We start from the raw sequence: 20,926 nt of genomic DNA on the forward strand, positions 1-20,926 counted from the left end.
TAGTATCAGGCAACCACTGTTTTTAGTAGCAAAGGTTACCTGATACCCAAGACCTTACAATGGAAAAAGAAGCTTATAAACATAAAACAGGGTTCTGGCAGGGCGTGAAGTCGCTGGTAAGCGGCGCGCGCCTGACGTTGCGTCATTTCGGCAATGCAGGCAAGCGCCGTGAACCAGTTTACGTGTCGGACGACAGTTACTTTAAGCAGCCCGACGGCTTGGCTACGCTCACGTACCCGTACGAAGCGCTGCCTGTGCCCGACAACGGTCGTTACCGCCTGCACAACGAGATGGAGGATTGCATCGTCTGTGACCTGTGCGCCAAGATATGCCCGGTTAACTGCATCACCATCGAGTCGGTGAAAGCGACAGAAGATATTGGTGTGACATCCGACGGTACGAAGAAAAGGCTTTACGCCCCGGTATTCGACATCGACATGGCCAAGTGCTGCTATTGCGGCCTTTGCACCACCGTGTGCCCCACCGACTGCCTGACAATGACGCCGGTATACGATTTCGCGGAGGTGGACATCAAGAACATGGTCTACCACTTCACCGATCTTTCGCCGGAGCAGGCGAAGGAAAAGCAGTGGCTCTTCGAGAAGCAGCAGGAGGAAATGGCCGCCGCGAAAGCTGCCGCACTCGCTGCCCGGAAGCAACAGGGGTAGTTATACCTGGCATCCGAGACCCTGCGAGAGTTAAATTATAAGACACATGGCGGCGTCTGGTGTGCTTACCGATAACTGATAATTGAAAACTGAAAAAATGCTTTTCTATATTTTTGCTTTACTCGCAGTACTTTCAGGGGCCTACATGGTCCTGACGCGGAACTTGCTGTATGCAGGCTTTGCACTGTTAGTCACGCTGTTGAGTGTGGCGGGTATTTACGTGCTGCTGTTCGCTGATTTTATTGCCGTAACGCAGCTGATGGTCTATGTGGGTGGGGTGTTGGTGCTGATTCTGTTCGGTATCATGCTCAGCAGCCGGGTACACGACAAATCAGTGATGTCGGAGAATGTGAATACCGTTTGGGGCACGCTCATCACCTTTATTGTATTGAGTGGGTTGAGTTATACCATTCTGCATGCCAATGTCCAGGCATTGCCTTGGCTGCAAAACGCTGATGTAATGGCCTTGGGCACACAGAAAAGCACGGTGCAGGCCATCGGCATCAAGCTAATGACAGACTTTGTATTGCCTTTCGAGCTTGCCTCGCTGCTGTTGCTGATTGCCTTGATGGGGGCCGCCTACATCGCCACCGATAAACAACAAGCACCATGATGGGGGAAATTCCGATAGCGCATATCCTGCTGTTAAGTGCTGCCTTGTTTAGCCTGGGGATACTGGCAGTGATCACAAAGCGACATGCTGTGGTGGTATTAATGGGCATCGAACTGATTTTTAATGCCGCGAACCTAAACCTGGTCGCTTTTAGCCGCTACGATGCCACCCTGATGCAGGGGCAACTCTTCTCGCTGTTCGTGATTGTGGTGGCCGCCGCCGAAGCCGCTGTGGCACTGGCCATTGTGCTGCGGGTGTACCAGCACTTCAAGACAGCGAATCTGAACCAAATCAATCAACTTAGCAAATAAATCGCATCCATTGGAGCTAACTTCCCTGATAGAGCCACTGGCGGGTACGCCGCAAACGCAGCTAGCGCTCTGGGTACTCCTGCTGCCGCTGCTCAGTTTTGCAGGGCTTGCCTTGCTAGGCCGCAAACTCCCGCGGCAAGGCGATTGGCTGGCAGTGGGTATAACCCTTGTGGCTTTTGCCCTGTCGGTATGGCTATTCACCCAAACATGGAACACAGCTGTTTTCCATAGTCGCCTTATCTGGTTTAGCATACCCTCCTTGGGTGGTGCCTTCACGCACTTCACCGCCGGTATACTGCTCGATAACTTAACCGTGCTGATGTTGGTGATCGTCACCTTCATCTCGCTGCTGGTGCAGCTGTTCTCTATCGGGTACATGCACAATGACAAAGGGTATGCGCGCTACTTCGCCTACCTCGGCCTGTTTACGTTTAGTATGCTGGGCATTGTGCTGGTGGATAACTTGCTGCTGCTCTTTGTTTTCTGGGAACTGGTGGGCTTTTCGTCCTACCTGCTCATCGGATTCTGGTTTGAGCGTCCGGCCGCCATCGCGGCCAACAAAAAAGCATTCCTGGTGAACAGGGTGGGTGATATTGGCCTGCTCTTAGGGCTGTTCGTGTTTTATACCTATTTCCGCACTTTTGACCTGGAGGCCCTTCGAACCCTGATCAGCATGGGCACCTGGACGCAGGAGGGCTTTTCCGTAACTTACGCCCTGCATGGGCAGGAGTGGCTCATGGAAACACCTTCCCTGCTCCTGACTTTTGCTGGGCTTGGGCTGTTTATGGGCTGTGTGGGCAAGTCGGCGCAGTTTCCGTTACAGGTATGGCTACCCGATGCCATGCAGGGGCCAACGCCCGTTTCAGCCCTTATTCACGCGGCCACTATGGTGGCCGCCGGGGTATACCTGCTGGCCCGCTGCTATGCTTTCTTTACGCCTGATGCACTGACTGTTATCGCCATTGTCGGGGCCGTGACGGCTTTGCTAGGGGCAGTGGCCGCGCTCACGCAATATGACATCAAAGCGGTGCTGGCCTTTTCTACCATCTCGCAGCTCGGGTATATGGTGATGGGAATGGGCACCGGAGCACACGATGCATCCCTGTTTCATTTAACCACCCACGCGTTTTTCAAAGCGGCGCTGTTCCTAAACGCCGGCATCATCATTCATGCCATGCACCGCGGGCTGCACCACACGCACCAACCCGAGGACACAGACCCGCAGGACATCCGCAACATGGGCGGGCTGCGAAAAGCGATGCCTTTAACATTTTATACCTACCTGCTGGCTGCAGCGGCTTTGGTGGGCTTACCGTTATTTTCCGGCTTCCTGTCTAAAGACGCGATCTTGTCGGGGAGTTGGGCCTGGGCGCAGGGCATGAGCGCAGACGGCAGCGTGCTCTATTACCTGGTGCCGTTAGTGGGTTTCACGGTGGTGTTGCTGACTGCTTTTTACATGGGGCGGCATATGTGGTTCATGTTCTTCGGCGAGTTCCGGTTGCCGTTTGATGTACGGGAGCTGCGCCTTTCAGCACAGCGGGAACTGGAGGGCGTAATGGCTCTGCCGGTTATCTTACTGGCAATCTTGTCGCTCGGAGTCTTTTTCTCTCTTAACCCTCTAAGCTTTAGCGGAAGCTGGGTACTGCAGGGGATTAGCCTGAACAGGCTTGCCTTAGGGGAGAATCTGCTGGCCGCTGATTTATTGCAGGCGGTTGTGGCGCAGGATGAAGCGAACCATACGGCACACCTGGTCATCGGGGTACTCTCAGCCATACTGGGTATAGCCGGTTTGGGCCTTGCGATATTCAAGTACAAAAGTAAATCTTCCGGACAGCTGTTGCAGGAGCAACCGCAAGGGGCTTTTGCCCAGCTGTCGTTCAATCATTTTTACCTCGATGCTTTTTATGAAAGAGCATTTGTTCGTCCTGCACAAGGGCTGTCTAAAATGCTCTACCGGGTTGATAAACGCGTGATAGACTATACCCTGAACTACGGCAGCAAATGGCTGGTGGTGTTTGCCAAAATGATCGGCGGCTTTGACAGGTTGATAGTGGACGGGCTAGTATGGGTAATAGCCGTATTGCCCCGGCTGTTTGGCCGCATCGGGCGCGGTTTGCAAAACGGGAAAGTACAGTCTTACTACGCTTACTCCATTTTTGGATTTATTTTGATTATTCTATACATCCTCATCTATTGATGCTTAATTTCGTGCTTCGATTGGGGTTAGAGGTTGTCTGGCTTTACGGTGAAGGAAAATAAGCGCAGAAGGACTTGTTGCAGATTATCCGGACGGATACAAACAATAGGTCTGCTTGAGCGAAAGGCCTGTTCCTGAATTACGGATAAATATTTAAACTATTACTAATCAACCATAAAAGCTGTTGATGGATTTTATACTCAGTAGTCTCATCTTTACCCCATTGCTGGCAGCACTTGTTGTGCTGCTGCTGCCTGCGCACCTGCAAAAGGCAACAAAGGCTGTGGCACTGCTTGGGGCGCTGGCGCAAATGGTTTTGAGCGTGCTGCTCTACCTGCGCTTCGATGGGAGTGCGCTTGCCAATGGGCAGCAGGGGTATCAGTTTGTGGAGAAACTTAACTGGATCGGCTTTTCACTCGGCACGCTGGGGCGCTTCCAGATTGATTACTTTCTGGGGGTAGATGGCATCAGCATCAGTATGGTGCTGCTCACCGGCATTGTAGGAGTTATTGGTGTTATCTCCTCCTGGACGATCACCAAAAATGTGAAAGGGTATTTCTTGCTCTACCTGCTGCTGCTCACCAGCGTGATGGGCTGTTTTTTAGCTCTCGATTTCTTCCTGTTCTACCTTTTCTTCGAGTTTATGCTGCTGCCGATGTATTTCCTGATCGGCATGTGGGGCGGGCCAAAACGCGAGTACGCAGCCATCAAGTTCTTTATTTATACCCTCGTCGGCTCTCTTTTCATCCTGATCGTGATGATCGGGCTTTATTCTTCCGTGATTGACCCAGCAGCTACAGCGCTGCAGTTAGGGATGGCGGAGAACGGAGCCGGGTTAGGCCAGCATGCCATCCGGCAGGTACAGCAAATGCTCCAGCAGAACGCGATCCAGTCTGTGGACATGGTGCACACTTTCAGCATCCCGGCCATGATGGAAGCCGCCAATTTTCTTCCTGATAGCTTACTGCATGTGCTGTCAGGCGTGCAATTGTGGGATACGCCCATCCGCTTCATTGCTTTTCTGCTGTTGTTTGCAGGGTTTGCCATCAAGGTGCCGGCAGTGCCGGTGCATACCTGGCTGCCTGATGCGCACGTGGAGGCGCCCACCCCAATCTCAGTATTGCTGGCGGCCATCTTGCTAAAAGTGGGAGGGTATGGCCTGATCCGGATCGTCTACCCGATTTTCCCGGACGGAGCAGCTTACTTTTCAGTCTTCGTTGGTGGCTTAGGCGTGCTTTCTATCATTTATGGCGCCCTCAACGCCTTGGCCATGAACGACCTGAAAAAGCTGATTGCTTATTCCTCAGTGTCGCATATGGGTTTTGTGCTGCTGGGGCTTGCTTCGCTTACCACAGAGGGTGTGAACGGGGCAGTGTACATGATGTTCAGCCACGGTATTATCTCCGCCATGCTATTCCTGGTGGTAGGTGTGGTGTACGACAGGGCCCACAACCGGATGATTCAGAACTTTAGGGGACTTGCCTCCCAAATGCCGGCTTACACCACGTTTGTCGTTATCGCCTTCTTTGCCTCGCTGGGCCTTCCCGGCTTCTCAGGATTCATTTCAGAGTTACTGGTGCTAGTGGGCAGTTTCAGTGCGCCAGAGGCAACAGGCATGCTGCCGCGCTGGCTGACGGTAGTGGCGGTATTTGGCCTTTTGCTGGCAGCCGCATACTACCTCTGGACCTTGCAGCGCATGTTCTTCGGCAAATACTGGATATTTCCGGAGCTGCGCGAAAAATCGGTTATGACCGACCTGAACGCGCGGGAATACCTGATGCTGATACCGCTGGCTTTGCTCGCCTTGCTGTTCGGTATTTTCCCGCACCTGCTCATAGACAAGATAGGGATGGCGGTAAACGGCTTTACCGAACTTATGCTGCTAAATGGGCAGGAGCAGCTCAATATGGTTTTATCTTCCATCGTACGCTAAGTGAACGGACAGGCAGCAAATCTTACCCAATCTATTGATGCCATACTGGCGGGCGCGGGTTCGCTGCTGCCCGAACTGCTGCTGGCCTTCTTTTTTCTGCTGCTTGTTACGCTGGATCTTTTCAAGTCAGAAGCGGTGAAGCGCCTGCTGCCCTGGTTGGCATTGTCTGGTTTGTTTGCCGCCCTGGTGGTGCAGGCGCTCAGTGGTGACGCGGCCAGCAGCGAGCCTTTTTTAAACCTGCTGTTAACGGACGGGCTGGCACGTTATGGCGGTATCTTATTCAGTGCAGCAGGTATCTTTACCATCCTGCTCTCATTACAAAACAGGAAACTGGAGCGATTGGCAAGCGGCAAAGGCGAATACTACGCCTTATTACTATTGCTGGTGCTGGGCCTCAACCTGATGGCCAAATCAGTGAACCTGCTCATGGTTTTCCTGGCCATCGAAGTGGTTTCAATTGCCTCCTACATCTTAACACTAACCTTGAGGGAAGAGAAGAGCGCCGTAGAAGCCGGGTTAAAATATGTGTTGTACGGAACGCTATCAGCAGGTGTGATGCTGTACGGGATGTCGTTTTTCTATGGCCTTACCGGTTCGCTGCATTACGCCACCGAAGCGTTCGCGCTGGCTTTGGTACAGGCTGATACCCTGCTGGTAACAGTTGCGGCTATCCTTGTTTTTGCCGGGTTCTTCTTTAAGATATCGGCAGCTCCTTTCCATTTTTGGGCACCGGATGTATACCAGGGTGCGCCCTTGCCAGTAGTAGCCCTTTTCTCGACAGGGCCTAAAATAGCAGGCGTTATCGTGATCATGCGCTTTTTAAGTGCCTTTACCGACCCGCTGGCTTTTCAGGATGTGCAGCTTTTTATCGGTGTGGCCGCCCTGATTACGCTGCTCGTAGGTAACTTTACAGCGCTCTGGCAACAGACACCACGTCGCCTGCTGGCCTATTCGTCTGTGTCGCATGCAGGTTTCCTGCTAACGGGGCTGCTGGCTTTTGGCACGCACTACGAGCCGAGCATCCTTTTTTACCTGACGGTGCTGCTGTTCATGAACTTTGGTGTGTTCCTGTTCGTGCAGTTGTTTGAAGAAGGGTATGGCGTGCAGAAGCTGGAGGAGTATGCTGGTTTGGGTCGGGTAGCGCCATATGCCAGTATCGTAGCGTTGGTATACTTCCTATCGCTTACCGGTTTGCCGCCTTTGGGAGGGTTCATGGGCAAATTGCTGATCTTTAGCAATGTATGGCAAGCCTATGGAACAGGGCAGCAAACGCTATTGCTTGTCTTGCTCATCGTGGGCGTTGTGCTGACAGGGGTGGCGCTCTTTTACTATATCAAGATACCTTACTACCTTTTCTTCAAAGGGAATCATAAAGCAGAAAATTTAGTTACTTCACTGTCGGATAAACTGCTGCTGGCGCTGTTTGCTATTCCGTTGTTGGTCTTGTTTTTTAAACCCGACCTGCTGTTGGACTGGCTTGCAGAGTTGCTGGCGCAAACACCATAATTTTTTAATAGCACTCATGAGCGACGCTATAAAGCACGAATGCGGGATTGCCTTAATCAGGCTTAGAAAACCGATTAGCTATTACGTAGAGAAGTACGGTACTCCTATGTATGGCGTAAATAAACTTTACCTGCTGATGCAAAAGCAGCATAACCGAGGGCAAGACGGGGCAGGGGTAGCCAGTATCAAGATTAACGCTCTGCCTGGCATCGAATACATCAGCCGCTTTCGCTCAGTTAAAACGCGTGCTATCGACAGCATCTTCGGGAAGATTGGCAAGGAGTACAAAAACCTGAAAGAAGCCCATCCGGATAGAGCCGACGATACTGACTGGGTATGGGAGAACATGCCATTTCTGGGCGATGTATACCTGGGCCACCTGCGCTACGGCACGCACGGCCTGAATAGCGTAGACAACTGCCACCCAATGGTACGGGAGAACAACTGGCGCAGCCGAAGCCTGGCTGTAGCGGGTAACTTCAACATGACCAACGTGGATGAGCAGTTTCAAAAACTCCTTGAACTCGGCCAGCACCCAAAGCAGAAATCTGATACCATTACGGTGCTCGAGAAGATCGGCCATTTCCTGGATGAGGAAAACCAGCGCAAATTCGACCACTTTAAGCAGGGTGATCATTCCAACAAGGAAATAACACAACTGATCGAAGAAAACCTGGACCTGCCACGCGTACTGCGCCGTGCCAGCCGCGATTTCGATGGTGGTTACGCCATGGTGGGCCTTACAGGCTATGGTGCCTCCTTCGTGCTCCGCGACCCGAACGGTATCCGCCCAGCCTATTACTATTATGATGATGAGATTGTGGTGGTGGCGTCTGAAAAGCCTGCTATTAAAACCGCATTTGACATAGAGTACAGCGAAATCCAGGAAATTGCCCCAGGCCATGCCCTGATTGTAGACAAGGCAGGCAACCCGCAGCACACAGAGGTCGTACAGCCCCGCGAAAAACTTTCCTGCAGCTTTGAGCGCATCTATTTTTCGAGAGGCAACGACCCCGAGATTTACAATGAGCGCAAGAACATGGGCAAACTCCTGTGCCCGCAGATTTTGGAGGCGATCAACTACGACCTGAAGAACACGGTGTTTTCTTACATCCCAAACACAGCTGAAACCTCTTGGCTGGGTATGATGAAGGGAATTGAGAGTCACCTGCGCGAATACCGCAAAAAGGCTATCCTGAACCAGGACTTGACGGAAGAGCAGTTAGATGATATCCTGCAGTTTAAGCCGCGTGCCGAAAAGCTGGTTATCAAAGATGTGAAGCTACGCACGTTTATCACTGATAACGATAGCCGCGATGACTTGGTGACACACGTGTATGATACCACATACGAGGTAGTGAAAAAGGGCGTGGATACGTTGGTAGTGCTGGACGACTCTATAGTGCGGGGAACCACCTTGGAGAAGAGCATCATTAAAATGCTGGATAAACTGGAGCCGAAGAAGATCATCATCGTTTCGTGCGCCCCACAGATTCGATACCCTGACTGCTACGGCATCGACATGTCGCGCATGAAGGAGTTTGTGGCTTTCCGAGCGTTGCTGGGCTTACTTAACGACCGTGGGCTCTATTACAAGGCTGAGGAGGTGTATGAAAAATGCGTGGCCTTACAGGGTACTCCGGCCTTCAGAGAGGCGAACTATGTGCAGGAGTTGTATGACCTGTTTACAGCCGATGAAATTTCGGAGAAAGTAGCCCATATCGTAAAGGCCCCGGACGTAAACGCAGAAGTAGAGGTGATCTACCAACGCATTGAGGACCTGCACATCGCTTGTCCGAACCACAAAGGCGACTGGTACTTTACAGGCAATTACCCAACCCCAGGAGGTATAGGCGTGGTGAACAGAGCTTTTATGAATTTTATGGAAAATAAACTAGCCAGAGCCTACTAAAAATTGCACTGATTATTTTTTTGAATATCCTTTTTGAGGCCTGCCCTGATTTATTCGGGGCAGGCCTTATGCTTTTAGGCTTTACCAGTTTTATTTTAAATTATTATAATAAACATTTGAACTATTGGTGAGTAAGCCAGGTTGTGAGCCTGATATATGCTGAATAATCACAGTTAATATCAGTAAAATATTATAAATATCTCACAGGCTTAGGAATGAATACACCTTTTACTGGCTATGGATACGGCATCATCCTGGCATGCTTACTGTACTTTAATTTTAAAGTTTCTGACGTCACAGCACAAGTGTTGATGGAGAAAGGTACTACCCAGTACAGTCAGAACTTTGATACACTTCCTGCCTTGAAAGACGATATTTGGGAAAACGGCACTAGTTACATAGATGGCTGGTACGTGCAACGGACGAAGCAGACCAACACCCTTGCCATTAACCCAGGCAACCAGGTGGCAGGCAATCTTTACAGTTATGGCGCCACAGGTTCTACCGAAAGGGCATTGGGTTCGCAAAGCTCCCTGAATGCTGGCGAGTTTGCCTGGGGCTTGCTATTGCACAACAATACAGGCGGCACGGTACACTTCGTGAACGTTAGCTTTTATGGCGAACAGTGGCGCATCTCAAACAAAACAGCTGGAGAGCATAAAATCGACTTTTACTATGCTGTTAGCGCTGACCCTACTTCCTTTAAGCTGTCTCCAAAGTCGGACAATGGGTGGGTTCCATACCCTGAACTGAATTTCAAAAGCCCTCACTACTTCAAGGAAGGCAAAGCCCTGGACGGGAATGCTGCCAGCAACCGAAAGTTGATGGCAGCGATGTTGAACGTTGAATTGCGGGACGGGGAATTCCTGATGCTGCGCTGGAAAGACCTAGATGAACTGGAGGTGGACCATGCCCTGGCCATCGACGACTTTACTATATCATGGACTGTGGAGGATAAGCCTGTGGTGGTGCTCCCAGTTGAGTTGACCCGGTTTACAGCGCACAGCCAAGGCAGTGCCGTAACCTTGCATTGGGCAACAGCCTCTGAGTACTTGAATGACCATTTCGTTGTAGAGCGGAGCCTTGATGCAAAGGACTTTGAGGTGCTTGCAAAGGTAAAGGGGCAGGGTACCACTTCTAAAGAAAGTATCTACAGTTTTACCGATGAAAGCCCTATGGATGGCGCATCTTATTACAGGTTAAAGCAGGTAGACGAAGATGGGACCTACAAATACTCAAAGACAGTTGCAGTAATGCGGCAGCAAAGTAAGCTGGCTTACAAGGCTTACCCTACCATTGTATCAGATTTCCTTGAGCTCGAGCAATTGGGAGTTAATGGTTTATACTCGGCAGTAATATTGGATGCAGTCGGGAAGAAGTTGATTGAGAGGCCGCTTAACCCGGCAAAGCGCAGACAGCAATTAGATGTGCAGAGCCTGCGTAACGGAACTTATATATTAGTCCTTTCGGATGAGAAAGGTACAAGGCATAACTTTCGGTTCCTGAAGCAATAGGGGAGGCATAAAAACAAAACAGGCCCTGCTTTAGAAGCAGGGCCTGTTTTGTTTTTATGATTTGTATGCGTTACACCGAGAAGCTGTCGCCGCAGCCGCAAGTACGGGTAGCGTTTGGGTTGTTGAAATAAAAACCTTTGCCGTTCAGGCCGTCAGAGAAATCAAGCTCGGTGCCTGCCAGGTATAAAAAGCTTTTCATGTCTACTACTACTTTCACACCCTTGTCTTCAAACTCCTGATCCATGGGCTTTACCTCATCGTCAAAATCAAGGTTGTAAGAAAGGCCAGAGCAACCACCACCCGCTACAGAAGCGCGCAAGCGGTATGTGTCATCCAACTGAGCATCCTGCTTCAGCTTGATGACCTTCTCTTTTGCTTTATCTGAAACTGTGATCATAACATCTATAATTTTAGGAGACAGGGTTAAGCACCACACTGAAAACAGTGATAGTGTTCATGTCTCGGCCATAGTATAATTTATCAAGCGCCTCATACATATTACGTGCCCGGAAATAAGAAGTGTTTAACTCCTTGTTATCGCGTGATATCCATTGCACGGTATAAGAACTCTCCTGGTCACGGTAGTTCTGCACGTAAACCAGCATCTTCTGCAGAGCATCCACCCGGTCATATCCCGACTCTGAATGGAGCAGGAAAGACTGGTGGTGGCGTGGGTTTACCGTGATCAGGTCGAGGCGCTCTTTGTTGTTGATGAGCCTGAATTCAAAAAGCAGACTGTTTCCGCTTAATCCTAAGTGGTCTTCAATCTGCTTTTGAATACGTGCACATTTCACATGCACATCGGTATTTTGTGACTCCATCGAGTCTTGGTCTTAGTGGTGCGACTTAGCCATTTCCAGGGCTGGCAGACCATTCTTCACTCTATAGTCGTTGATAGCAGATTTGATTGCATCCTCCGCCAGTACAGAACAGTGAATTTTAACCGGAGGCAAAGCCAGTTCTTCTACAATCGCCATGTTGTCGATAGCAAGCGCTTCGTCAACAGACTTTCCTTTCAGCCACTCGGTGGCCAGGGATGAAGAAGCGATGGCAGAACCACATCCAAACGTCTTGAACTTTGCGTCTGTGATGATTTGGTTCTCGTCTACCTCAATCTGAAGGCGCATTACGTCGCCGCACTCAGGGGCGCCCACAAGGCCAGTACCAACACTTGCTTTTGATTTATCAAGCGTACCTACGTTACGTGGGTTGCTATAATGATCGATTACTTTATCTGAATAAGCCATAGCTATATTTAATTACGAATTAAAATTATGAATTAGAAATCAAAGTCATAAGTTAATACTAGTATACCTAAACACAGTATCTCTAATGCTCAACCTCTGATTTTAATTTTGGTCTTAATGCTCAGACCACTCAATAGAGTTTAGGTCAATGCCTTCTTTGAACATTTCCCACAGCGGAGATAGTTCACGAAGCTTGGCAACCGCCTCTTTCACATGATCAATGGCGTAGTCAATTTCCTCGTCCGTAGTGAAACGGCTTAAGCCGAAACGCAAGGAAGAATGTGCCAGGTCATCGCTCAGGCCAAGGGCCTTCAGTACATAAGATGGCTCCAAAGAAGCAGAAGTACAAGCAGAACCAGAAGAAACGGCCAAATCTTTCACGCCCATCATCAGGCCTTCACCCTCTACATAAGTAAACGAGATGTTGGATACGTGCGGCAAACGGTGCTCTGTAGAACCGTTCACATAAGACTCCTCAATCTTGGTAAGCTCGTGCTCCAGTCTGTCGCGCATGGCGGCGATACGCTTGGTATCAGCTTCCATGTCCTGCTTCGCTATTTCGGCAGCCTTGCCTAAACCTACAATACCAGGTACGTTCAGTGTGCCCGAACGCATGCCGCGCTCGTGTCCACCACCGTCCATCTGGGAGGTTACTTTAACCCGTGGGTTCTTGCGACGAACATAAAGTGCGCCAACGCCTTTCGGGCCGTACATTTTGTGGGCCGAGAAAGCCATCAGGTCAATGCCGTCGGCAATCACATCCACCGGAATTTTACCTACTGCCTGCGTCGCATCTGTAAAGAACAGGACACCGTGCTTTTTAGCAATGGCAGAAATTTCACGGATCGGCTGAATAACGCCAATCTCGTTATTGGCATACATCACAGAGATCAAGATGGTTTTGTCTGTGATAGCAGCTTCAAGCTCCTGCAGGTCGATCAGGCCTTTCTCGTTTACCTTCAGGTAAGTTACTCTGCCACCAATCTTCTCGAGGTGCTTACAAGTGTCCAGAACAGCTTTGTGCTCTGTGGTAACCGTAATAATATGGTTACCTTTTGATGCGTACATCTCAAACACACCTTTAATGGCAAGGTTGTCGGACTCTGTGGCACCAGAAGTAAAAATGATTTCCTTTGGAGAACAGTTGATAAGCGATGCGATTTGCTCGCGGGCATAATCAACGGCTTCTTCAGCCTGCCAGCCAAATGCGTGGTTGCGTGAAGCGGCGTTACCGAACATGTTTGTCATGTATGGCAACATGGCCTCCAGCACACGCGGATCGAGTGGCGTAGTGGCATTGTTATCCAAATATATAGGAAGTGTTAGCATATCACTGATATTATCTATTTATGATCTGTTTTATAAACAGTTGAAAGAAATTATTAGTTTTGACTCTGCCGCAAAATTAATAAAAAAAGGTTACTTAGACTAATTACAAATAGAAAATGCGAAAGGTAGAACATATAGGGATCGCCGTGAAAGATTTTAGCGATGCGAATGCTTTATACCATAAACTGTTGGGTGTAGAACCTTACAAGGCGGAATTTGTTTCGTCAGAAAATGTTAACACATCGTTTTTTAAGGTAGGCGATACCAAAATAGAGCTTCTGGAAGGCACCAGCGAAGATAGCGCCATCACAAAGTTTATTGCCAAGCGCGGCGAAGGCCTTCACCACATTGCCTTTGAAGTGGACGATATTTTAAGTGAGATGGAGCGGCTGAAGAAAGAGGGCTTTACTTTACTAAACGAGATACCCAAAAAAGGGGCTGATAATAAATTGGTTTGTTTTGTGCATCCCAAAAGTGCCAATGGGGTGTTGATTGAACTGACGCAGGAGATAAAGTGAGTGTTTGGTTGAATTGGTAAATCATTAGAAGCGATCTCAAATCAGCGCTTGAGCTTTTTTGTGACGCTTGTATGGAGCCAATAAAGGAGCAGTGGGAAAGCAAAGGACCTGATGGAGCAAGGCGGTGTGGACTTAAGCGCGTGCTTTATTGACGTCCCTTGCTGCATGGACTAAACGGGGGCGCTGCTGTGGGAACGACTACGCGCGGCAAGGGCGCCAAGCGCATGGCAGCCACTCAACGTTACAAGTCTTGTTTTAGCTGTCTCAGCCGCCTCGGCCTACTATCACGGGGCAGGCAAGGTTTCATAGAGCAACTGCCCCGCACCGCAAAAACAGGGTAAAGAAAAAGATATAGGGCGGTAGATCGCTCAGGCGCTACCGCAAAAGGTGGAAAGTGGAAGCGCTTCTTCGTCTGGCTCTTCAATTTCAGGAGCACCTTGGGCAGGGATGCGTATAAAGCTGCAAGCGACCTGGCCTTCGTCCTGCTAGCCTGCAGGAAAAGCATGCGAAGGTATTTTTGAAATAGCTTCTAGTTGAATATAACAGAAACAACCATTTAGCCATCAAACCATGATAGAACAATCAAGATGAAACAGTTGATAAAAGCGGTGCAGGCTGCCGAAGAGGAGCTGTTGCTGGGAAATGTGATTTTATACCCCACTGACACGGTATGGGGAATTGGTTGTGATGCCGGGAACGTGGCAGCCGTGAAAAAGATTGTGGAACTGAAGGAAAGGGATGCCTCCAAAGCCATGATTTTGCTGGTAGCCGATAAGGAGATGTTGCGGCACTACGTTCAGGAGATTCCTGCCGATTTTGAGGAGGTGGTGGAGCAGCAAGAGCGGCCTACTACCTATGTTTTCTCTAACCCACGCAACCTGCCCGATGAGGTATTGGCAAAAGACGGTACGGTGGCCATCCGGATTGTAAAAGATGAGTTTTGCCACCGCCTGATTCGGCAAATCAGCAGGCCAATTGTATCTACGTCGGCCAATATTAGCGGTGAGCCCTCCCCGAAAACATATGGCGATGTCTCCAACGAAATCCGGCAACGGGTTGATTACATTGTGCCCTGGCGGCAGAACGACCAGATGGAAGCACGGCCATCCCGCATTGTCCGCATTAACCCGGATGGCAGCCAGGAGGTACTGCGTGATTAGCAGGTGGTTTTTATCTGTTTTTAAATAAAGCCTCTGTCTTGTCCTGGCGCAGACTAAATGGCTGGGAAGAGGCATGGGAGCATATAAACTTGGAATTAAGAACCCTTAATTCGTAATTGAAAAGGTATTACCTTAATTTTGCACCTCAGGCTGCGCCAACGCGGACTGAGGTTTTTATTTTTAAGCGATGGAGAGAGCAGAACTACCCGAACACCCGATCTTTAAAGTTGTTGCCGATGCAGCTGCGGAACTGAACACCGATGCCTATGTGATTGGCGGCTTTGTTCGGGATTTGGTGTTGAAAAGACCATCAAAAGATATAGACATTGTGTGTGTGGGCGACGGCATTGCTTTGGCAACCAAAGTGGCGCAAAAGCTGCCTCACAGGCCAAAGGTATCTGTCTTCAAGAATTTCGGGACAGCCATGCTGCGCGCCGACGAGTGGGAAGTGGAGTTTGTAGGTGCCCGCAAGGAGTCGTACCGGGAACATTCGCGCAAGCCGGAAGTGGAGTTGGGCACATTGGACGATGACCTGAAACGGCGGGATTTCACCATAAACGCTTTGGGCATCAGCCTGAACATGGAAAACTACGGCGCGCTGATTGACGAGTTCGGTGGCCTCCGCGACATGAAGCGTAAAATCATCCGTACGCCGCTTGCGCCGGGTATAACTTTCTCCGACGATCCGCTGCGCATGATGCGTGCCATCCGGTTTGCCTCGCAGCTGGGCTTCGACATCGACCCGGATACCTTTGATGCCATCGCGGATAATAAAGAGCGCATCAAAATCGTGTCGCAGGAGCGCATTACCGATGAGTTGAATAAAATCATCCTCTCGCCGGTGCCGTCCTATGGCTTCAAACTGCTGTTTGTGTCGGGCTTGCTACAACTCATCTTCCCGAAAATGACAGAGCTGCATGGTGTTGAGACCATCAACGGGAATGCCCACAAAGACAATTTCTACCATACCCTGCAAGTGCTGGACAATGTGGCCGAGGTTTCAAATGACCTGTGGTTGCGCTGGGCGGCCATCATGCACGACATTGCCAAACCTGATACCAAGCGCTACTCCCCGAAGGTAGGCTGGACGTTTCATGGGCACGAAGACCGTGGCGCACGCATGGTGCCGAAGCTATTCACCAACTTAAAACTGCCCCTGAACGAGCACATGAAGTTTGTACAGAAGCTGGTACGCCTGCACCTTCGGCCGATTGCTTTGGTGAAAGAAACTGTCACGGATTCGGCTATACGCCGGTTGCTGTTTGAGGCCGGTGACGATGTGGAGGCGCTCATGATGCTGTGCCGGGCCGATATCACGTCTAAAAACGATAACAAAGTGAAGCGTTATCTCCAAAACTTCGATAAAGTGGAGAAGCGGTTAATAGAGGTAGAGGAGAGCGACAAGCTACGCAATTTTCAGCCTGTTATCACCGGGGAGGTTATCATGAATACGTTTGACCTGAAGCCATCTAAAACGGTTGGCGAACTGAAGGAGATCCTGACGGAGGCGATACTGGAGGGGAAGGTGCGAAATGAATTTGACGAAGCCTTCGCATTCCTGTTAGAAAAAGGAAAAACGATGGGGCTTCGTCAAGGATAATCAAACAACTAAACAAACATTAGTACTCTGTAAACGCGCAGTGCCTCACAAATATTACTTATCGCCGGATGATAAATTTCTGAGGAAGCTGCTGAAGCTTTTCAATAATTTTATTTTGTACGAATGGCATATGAAAGGTGGCGCTGCTGACACAGATCGGTGTGCCACCTTTTTTATATGTATGGGGTATAAATTTAACGCCGCTTTACTGAGCTCGGTCCGTTGCTGTCGATGGTGGTATTGGCAGGGTTGCCCCGGTACGTGATGCGGCTGGCACCCGATGCCTCAGCACGCAAAGTAGTGGTAGCATATACATCGGCTTTGCTGGCTCCAGTCGCGTCTACTTTCACGGTTGTAGCTTTTAAGTCCTCCGCATCAATCAATCCGGCTCCGGTCACGTCCAGCTCAAAGTTCTCAGCGCTGCCGGTAAAGTTGCTCTTGCAGGCCCCGGAGATGTCTACTTTGAGGTTGCGCACTTTAAGGTCAGCGGCAGATTTGATGGCTCCTGAAAAAGTCAGGCGCAGTTCGTCTGTTGTGATACTCCCAATATCTGCCCTAATGGCGCCACTCAGGTCGATATGCTTGAAATCTGGTGCCGTAATCTGGATCAGGACAGGGGCGTGGTCCTCAAAAATGTTGATGCTCCTTTCTTTATAACTCAACATTAACTCACGGCCCTGCTTTTCAACCTGCAGCATTTTCAAGTCTTTGTTAGCGGCGCGTACCTGCACGGCATAGTCATTGCCCTGTTTCAGTTGCACAAAGTAGGGTCCGCTCACGGTTACGCGGTCAAAATCACGCATGTCAAACACCTGCACGTTACTGCTGTATTCTTCCTCGTCCAGCAACACACTGCCGCGCAAAGTCTGGCCATCTGAGGTTAGGCTAAAATCATTGCGGTTCTCGTCGGTGCCTAGTGTGTCGGCAGCGCAGGTAAGGCACTCTAGTTGGTCGCCACTCACCTGCCAGGTGTTGCGCACAATCTTGTCGGTTCCATAGTCTTGGGTAAAGGTAGCGCTAGGCAGCATGTATACAAACTCGCGGGTCAGGCGCAACGGCTTGTTTTGTGGCAACATCAGGGTAATGTTTAGCTCCTGGTCGCGGTATCGGGCGCCTTTTTTAAACTCGAAGCTGTTGTCGAGGCGCAAGGTGGAGTCTTTGTGCACGACGCGGTAAGTAATCATACGGGCGTTTTCCTGGGCTTCCTCTTCCGTTCTGCCCTTTGCCGCCGCGCGCTGTATCACCTCCACGTTGCTGCTGTTATGCGCACGCACATCCACATTAATATGGTTGAAGTCAGAGGTGGTGTCGTAAGCATCCAGCGTAAGGGTGCCAAAGCCAGTTGTCGGGAAGGACTTGGAGGTGATCACCTCGCCAGAGCGGCGGAAGTTCGTGCTGTGCATGGCAATGATAGTGCCCATCGTGAACACGCTTACCAGCCATACCCCAAATAGCGACCAGCCTACAATGGGCCGCATAAAGAAGCGTTTCGCTAAAAGGCTGGCCGCCAACACTGTCAGGAAAAGCAGCGGGATAAGACCTACAAAAAAACCTGCCACCAGTCCGAGCCTGGGAAAGCCCCCGAGCAGTACGGAGGCCGGAAGATTACCGATGACGAAATACTGCGACTCTTCAACAATGCCAAGGGCTACAAAAAGCGTGGAGAAAAGGGCAAGCGTAAGGCCAATAGACACGACCAGCAGAATAACACCAGCCCCAACGCGGATCAATGTGATCAGGAAAGCCAAGATTGGGCCGAGCGCAGTGCCGAGCCAGCCAAAAAGCTGCGATATAAGCCGGATGGGGAGCAGTATGATTTTGGCAAGCGGCGTTTCCTCGCCGTTGCTGTCTTTCATGTTCAGGTTGTCTTTCAGCGTTTTCTCGATGCCCGCCAGCGTTACCGGGTCTCCCTGCATCTGCATGCGCTCGGTCAGGGTAACGGCTTCGGGTGTTGCCACCCAAAGCACGATATAGGTGATGATCCCAAAACCCCCCAGGAAAATAGAGACGATAAACAGGATGCGCACCACCGATACATCGACGCCAAAATACTTGGCTATGCCACTGGCCACACCTGCCAGCCGTTTATCGTCCGGGTCACGGAATAGCTTTTTGGCCGATGTTTCCGGTAATAGCGTGTTCTCAGGCATCGCAATCCACAGCGCTACATATAGGATAACGCCCATGGCTGCCGATATGCCCGCTGAGAGAATGCCCAACAGTACAAAAAGCACGAAGAAGAGCCTGATCCAAAGCGGGTCAACGTTGAGGTAGTTGGCCAAGCCCGCCGAAACCCCAGCGATGACTTTGCGGTTCACGTCGCGGAACAGCCTTTTGGGGCCGGTGCTGGTGTAGCCACTGTTTGTGTCGTGCGCCTCAGGGTTTGGCTGTGCGTGTGGCGCGTCCTCCTCCATTATCGGGTCCAGTACCGCGAAGTCAGACACGCTGCCCATCCGGGCGATCAGGTCTGCCACGTCCAGCTGTGAGATTACCTGTTTGCCCGGGGAGAGCTTGGCAGAGAAAATCTCAGCAATACGCGCCTCAATATCCTCTACAATCTCCTCGTGGCCTTCATAGTTAGAAAAATAGTTTCTGATGGAAGCAAGGTAGTTGCTGAGCTGCTCGTAGCCATCTTCCTCAATATGGAAGATGATGCCTTGCAAGTTGATGCTTATGTTCTTTTTCATGATTGCTGAGCTTTCTTGTTTAGAATAATGTATTCGGTCGAGGCTACTAAGTCGGTCCAGGTTTGGCGAAGCTGTTCCAAGAACTCGCGCCCGGCCTCGGTAAGGGTGTAGTATTTGCGTGGTGGCCCGGAGGTGGACTCTACCCAATTGTAGTCGAGAAGCGACGCGTTTTTCAGTCGGGTGAGCAAAGGGTAGAGAGTTCCTTCCACAACGATCATCTTGGCCGCTGTCAGCTCTTCCAACATATCCGACGCATAAACTTCACCACGAGAGATAATCTCCAGGATGCAGAATTCGAGGATACCCTTCCTCATCTGCACTTGTGTGTTTTCTACTTTCATGATGATTCGGTTATAATGTTGAGGCAAATATATGATAAGGTACTATGTAACGCAAGGTACTGTATAAAATAATTTACGGCAGATTATTTTATTGGTTCACAGGTTGGTAGGGATCTCTTGATTAATCAGTATTTTTGATGCAAGATTTTTAAGGCTGACTTTCAACTAAAACTGGTTATGGCGTGTTGCAGGGGGAATTAACGCGTGCTTTCGCACGTTTGCAGGAAAGCAATTTGTACCAAATAATTTTTTTGAATTGAGTTTAGCGCTACACAATATATGACCAAGTCTACCCTTCACTGCTTGTGGGTATTATCGTTGCTCTTCGCCTGGTCGTCGGGAATGGCGCAGGTATCCACGCCCAAGTACAGCAATGAGTTTCTGAATATTGGGGTAGGGGGGCGTGCCTTGGGTATGGGCAATGTGCAAGCCGCCATTGCCGACGACGCTACGGCAGGTTACTGGAACCCAGCTGGCCTCCTGCGCCTTTCCAGGAAGTATAATGTGAGCCTGATGCACTCTGAGTTGTTTGCGGGCATCGCTAAAAATGATTTTGCCAGCTTTGCCATGCCACTCGATACCAACAGTGCTTTGGCCATCTCGGTTATTCGCCTGGGTGTTGATGACATTGCCGACACGCGGCGGCTGCAAAACGAATACGGCTACATCCAGTATGACAGTATTCGGTTTTTTTCGGTGGCTGATTATGCCATGTTGCTGTCTTATGCACGCAGGAGCAACCTTGTGCCAGGCCTGATGCTGGGTGCCAGTGCCAAAATAATTTACCGTAATGTGGGCGAGTTTGCAAACGCCTACGGGTTTGGGATAGATGCCGGCGCGCAATTGCAACGCGGCAACTGGCAGTTCGGCCTGATGGCCAAAGATATCACCACCACCTTTACCGCCTGGACGCACAATGTAGAAGAGTTAGAAGCAGCCTACCTGCAAACAGGCAACGATTTACCCGAGAGCACCGCTGAACTGACGCTGCCTCGGCTGGTGCTGGGTATAGGCAAGGCCTTCCAATTCAGTGATAAGCTGTCCGCCCTGCTAGCCGCTGACCTGGACTTTACTTTCGATGGAAAACGCAATGTATGGCTCAAGTCTGATGTAGTGTCGGTAGACCCGCATGTGGGCGTAGAACTGGCTTATGCTAACACAGCTTATGTGCGAGGCGGAATCAACAACTACCAGGAGACAAGGAATTTCGACGGAGGCACCACCAAACGGCTCCAGCCAAACTTCGGAATCGGGGTCCGAACCGGGGATATCACCTTGGATTTGGCACTGTCACGCGTAAATAACAGCGAGCGTAACTCTGTGGGAGGGGCCAACACCTCATCCGTTATTGTGTCCTTCGCTTATACTTTCGATAAATAGAGCTTCAAAA

General features: G+C 50.3%; 18 protein-coding genes. 12 read left to right on the top strand and 6 right to left on the bottom strand.

Annotation, left to right across the window (positions count from 1 at the left end):
- The first annotated feature begins 59 nt into the window (after window positions 1-59).
- From ACXYMU_RS05020 to ACXYMU_RS05055, 8 genes are all read left to right on the top strand, one after another.
- Window positions 60-668 (top strand): NuoI/complex I 23 kDa subunit family protein, encoded by a 609-nt coding sequence (locus ACXYMU_RS05020; protein WP_458985268.1) that lies wholly within the window; start codon window positions 60-62, stop codon window positions 666-668.
- Window positions 669-813: 145 nt separating this feature from the next.
- Window positions 814-1,281, top strand: a complete 468-nt coding sequence (locus ACXYMU_RS05025) for an NADH-quinone oxidoreductase subunit J family protein (protein ID WP_458985269.1) — start codon at window positions 814-816, stop codon at window positions 1,279-1,281.
- Window positions 1,281-1,592, top strand: a complete 312-nt coding sequence (nuoK, locus tag ACXYMU_RS05030; protein WP_458985561.1) for an NADH-quinone oxidoreductase subunit NuoK — start codon at window positions 1,281-1,283, stop codon at window positions 1,590-1,592. Before ACXYMU_RS05025 ends, nuoK begins: the two co-directional genes overlap by 1 nt.
- Window positions 1,593-1,602: 10 nt before the next feature.
- Entirely contained in the window at window positions 1,603-3,789 is a 2,187-nt protein-coding gene (nuoL, locus tag ACXYMU_RS05035) for an NADH-quinone oxidoreductase subunit L (RefSeq protein WP_458985270.1), read from the top strand.
- 187 nt (window positions 3,790-3,976) lie between these two features.
- Window positions 3,977-5,722 carry a complex I subunit 4 family protein gene (locus ACXYMU_RS05040; RefSeq protein WP_458985271.1) on the top strand — a complete coding sequence of 582 codons (1,746 nt, stop codon included), beginning with the start codon at window positions 3,977-3,979 and terminating at the stop codon, window positions 5,720-5,722.
- Complete coding sequence (locus ACXYMU_RS05045; protein WP_458985272.1) at window positions 5,723-7,228, top strand: NADH-quinone oxidoreductase subunit N; 1,506 nt, start codon at window positions 5,723-5,725, stop codon at window positions 7,226-7,228.
- 16 nt (window positions 7,229-7,244) lie between these two features.
- Window positions 7,245-9,140: an amidophosphoribosyltransferase gene (locus ACXYMU_RS05050; RefSeq protein WP_458985273.1), complete on the top strand. Its 1,896-nt coding sequence runs from the start codon at window positions 7,245-7,247 to the stop codon at window positions 9,138-9,140.
- Window positions 9,141-9,451: 311 nt separating this feature from the next.
- On the top strand, window positions 9,452-10,654 hold the full coding sequence (locus tag ACXYMU_RS05055) for a T9SS type A sorting domain-containing protein (RefSeq protein WP_458985274.1): 1,203 nt from the start codon (window positions 9,452-9,454) through the stop codon (window positions 10,652-10,654).
- 70 nt (window positions 10,655-10,724) lie between these two features.
- Here ACXYMU_RS05055 and ACXYMU_RS05060 read toward each other — a convergent pair whose 3' ends face one another.
- From ACXYMU_RS05060 to ACXYMU_RS05075, 4 genes are all read right to left on the bottom strand, one after another.
- On the bottom strand, window positions 10,725-11,051 hold the full coding sequence (locus ACXYMU_RS05060) for a HesB/IscA family protein (RefSeq protein ID WP_377483653.1): 327 nt from the start codon (window positions 11,049-11,051) through the stop codon (window positions 10,725-10,727).
- Between the two features lie 13 nt (window positions 11,052-11,064).
- Window positions 11,065-11,475, bottom strand: coding sequence for a hypothetical protein (locus ACXYMU_RS05065; protein ID WP_458985275.1), 411 nt, complete (start codon window positions 11,473-11,475; stop codon window positions 11,065-11,067).
- Window positions 11,476-11,487: 12 nt separating this feature from the next.
- A complete protein-coding gene (gene iscU, locus ACXYMU_RS05070; RefSeq protein WP_458985276.1) occupies window positions 11,488-11,901 on the bottom strand; it encodes a Fe-S cluster assembly scaffold IscU in 414 nt (137 codons plus the stop codon).
- A 114-nt stretch (window positions 11,902-12,015) separates the two neighbouring features.
- Window positions 12,016-13,230 (bottom strand): IscS subfamily cysteine desulfurase, encoded by a 1,215-nt coding sequence (locus tag ACXYMU_RS05075; RefSeq protein ID WP_458985277.1) that lies wholly within the window; start codon window positions 13,228-13,230, stop codon window positions 12,016-12,018.
- 116 nt (window positions 13,231-13,346) lie between these two features.
- On the opposite strand from ACXYMU_RS05075, the gene mce reads away from it, so the two are divergent.
- The 3 genes from mce to ACXYMU_RS05090 all read left to right on the top strand — a co-directional run bounded on the left by mce (window position 13,347) and on the right by ACXYMU_RS05090 (window position 16,508).
- Window positions 13,347-13,748, top strand: a complete 402-nt coding sequence (mce, locus tag ACXYMU_RS05080) for a methylmalonyl-CoA epimerase (RefSeq protein WP_458985278.1) — start codon at window positions 13,347-13,349, stop codon at window positions 13,746-13,748.
- 587 nt (window positions 13,749-14,335) lie between these two features.
- Window positions 14,336-14,908 (top strand): L-threonylcarbamoyladenylate synthase, encoded by a 573-nt coding sequence (locus ACXYMU_RS05085; protein ID WP_458985279.1) that lies wholly within the window; start codon window positions 14,336-14,338, stop codon window positions 14,906-14,908.
- 187 nt (window positions 14,909-15,095) lie between these two features.
- On the top strand, window positions 15,096-16,508 hold the full coding sequence (locus tag ACXYMU_RS05090) for a CCA tRNA nucleotidyltransferase (protein WP_458985280.1): 1,413 nt from the start codon (window positions 15,096-15,098) through the stop codon (window positions 16,506-16,508).
- Window positions 16,509-16,702: 194 nt separating this feature from the next.
- Here ACXYMU_RS05090 and ACXYMU_RS05095 read toward each other — a convergent pair whose 3' ends face one another.
- Both ACXYMU_RS05095 and ACXYMU_RS05100 read right to left on the bottom strand, forming a co-directional pair.
- Entirely contained in the window at window positions 16,703-19,195 is a 2,493-nt protein-coding gene (locus ACXYMU_RS05095; RefSeq protein ID WP_458985281.1) for a PspC domain-containing protein, read from the bottom strand.
- On the bottom strand, window positions 19,192-19,536 hold the full coding sequence (locus ACXYMU_RS05100; protein WP_458985282.1) for a PadR family transcriptional regulator: 345 nt from the start codon (window positions 19,534-19,536) through the stop codon (window positions 19,192-19,194). Before ACXYMU_RS05100 ends, ACXYMU_RS05095 begins: the two co-directional genes overlap by 4 nt.
- Window positions 19,537-19,815: 279 nt before the next feature.
- On the opposite strand from ACXYMU_RS05100, the gene ACXYMU_RS05105 reads away from it, so the two are divergent.
- Entirely contained in the window at window positions 19,816-20,916 is a 1,101-nt protein-coding gene (locus ACXYMU_RS05105) for a putative type IX sorting system protein PorV2 (protein WP_458985283.1), read from the top strand.
- The last annotated feature ends 10 nt before the right edge of the window (window positions 20,917-20,926 follow it).

Source organism: Pontibacter sp. CAU 1760 (genome assembly GCF_054482735.1).

Excerpts from the sequence above, each read along its gene's own strand:
- ACXYMU_RS05055 (WP_458985274.1), top strand. The coding sequence starts at position 9,452 with ATGGAGAAAGGTACTACCCAGTACAGTCAGAACTTTGATACACTTCCT.
- mce (WP_458985278.1), top strand. The coding sequence starts at position 13,347 with ATGCGAAAGGTAGAACATATAGGGATCGCCGTGAAAGATTTTAGCGAT.
- ACXYMU_RS05065 (WP_458985275.1), bottom strand. The coding sequence starts at position 11,475 with ATGGAGTCACAAAATACCGATGTGCATGTGAAATGTGCACGTATTCAA.
- ACXYMU_RS05100 (WP_458985282.1), bottom strand. The coding sequence starts at position 19,536 with ATGAAAGTAGAAAACACACAAGTGCAGATGAGGAAGGGTATCCTCGAA.
- ACXYMU_RS05020 (WP_458985268.1), top strand. The coding sequence starts at position 60 with ATGGAAAAAGAAGCTTATAAACATAAAACAGGGTTCTGGCAGGGCGTG.
- ACXYMU_RS05085 (WP_458985279.1), top strand. The coding sequence starts at position 14,336 with ATGAAACAGTTGATAAAAGCGGTGCAGGCTGCCGAAGAGGAGCTGTTG.
- ACXYMU_RS05060 (WP_377483653.1), bottom strand. The coding sequence starts at position 11,051 with ATGATCACAGTTTCAGATAAAGCAAAAGAGAAGGTCATCAAGCTGAAG.
- ACXYMU_RS05050 (WP_458985273.1), top strand. The coding sequence starts at position 7,245 with ATGAGCGACGCTATAAAGCACGAATGCGGGATTGCCTTAATCAGGCTT.
- ACXYMU_RS05075 (WP_458985277.1), bottom strand. The coding sequence starts at position 13,230 with ATGCTAACACTTCCTATATATTTGGATAACAATGCCACTACGCCACTC.
- ACXYMU_RS05090 (WP_458985280.1), top strand. The coding sequence starts at position 15,096 with ATGGAGAGAGCAGAACTACCCGAACACCCGATCTTTAAAGTTGTTGCC.
- ACXYMU_RS05025 (WP_458985269.1), top strand. The coding sequence starts at position 814 with ATGGTCCTGACGCGGAACTTGCTGTATGCAGGCTTTGCACTGTTAGTC.
- ACXYMU_RS05040 (WP_458985271.1), top strand. The coding sequence starts at position 3,977 with ATGGATTTTATACTCAGTAGTCTCATCTTTACCCCATTGCTGGCAGCA.
- ACXYMU_RS05095 (WP_458985281.1), bottom strand. The coding sequence starts at position 19,195 with ATGAAAAAGAACATAAGCATCAACTTGCAAGGCATCATCTTCCATATT.
- nuoK (WP_458985561.1), top strand. The coding sequence starts at position 1,281 with ATGGGGGAAATTCCGATAGCGCATATCCTGCTGTTAAGTGCTGCCTTG.
- iscU (WP_458985276.1), bottom strand. The coding sequence starts at position 11,901 with ATGGCTTATTCAGATAAAGTAATCGATCATTATAGCAACCCACGTAAC.
- ACXYMU_RS05105 (WP_458985283.1), top strand. The coding sequence starts at position 19,816 with ATGACCAAGTCTACCCTTCACTGCTTGTGGGTATTATCGTTGCTCTTC.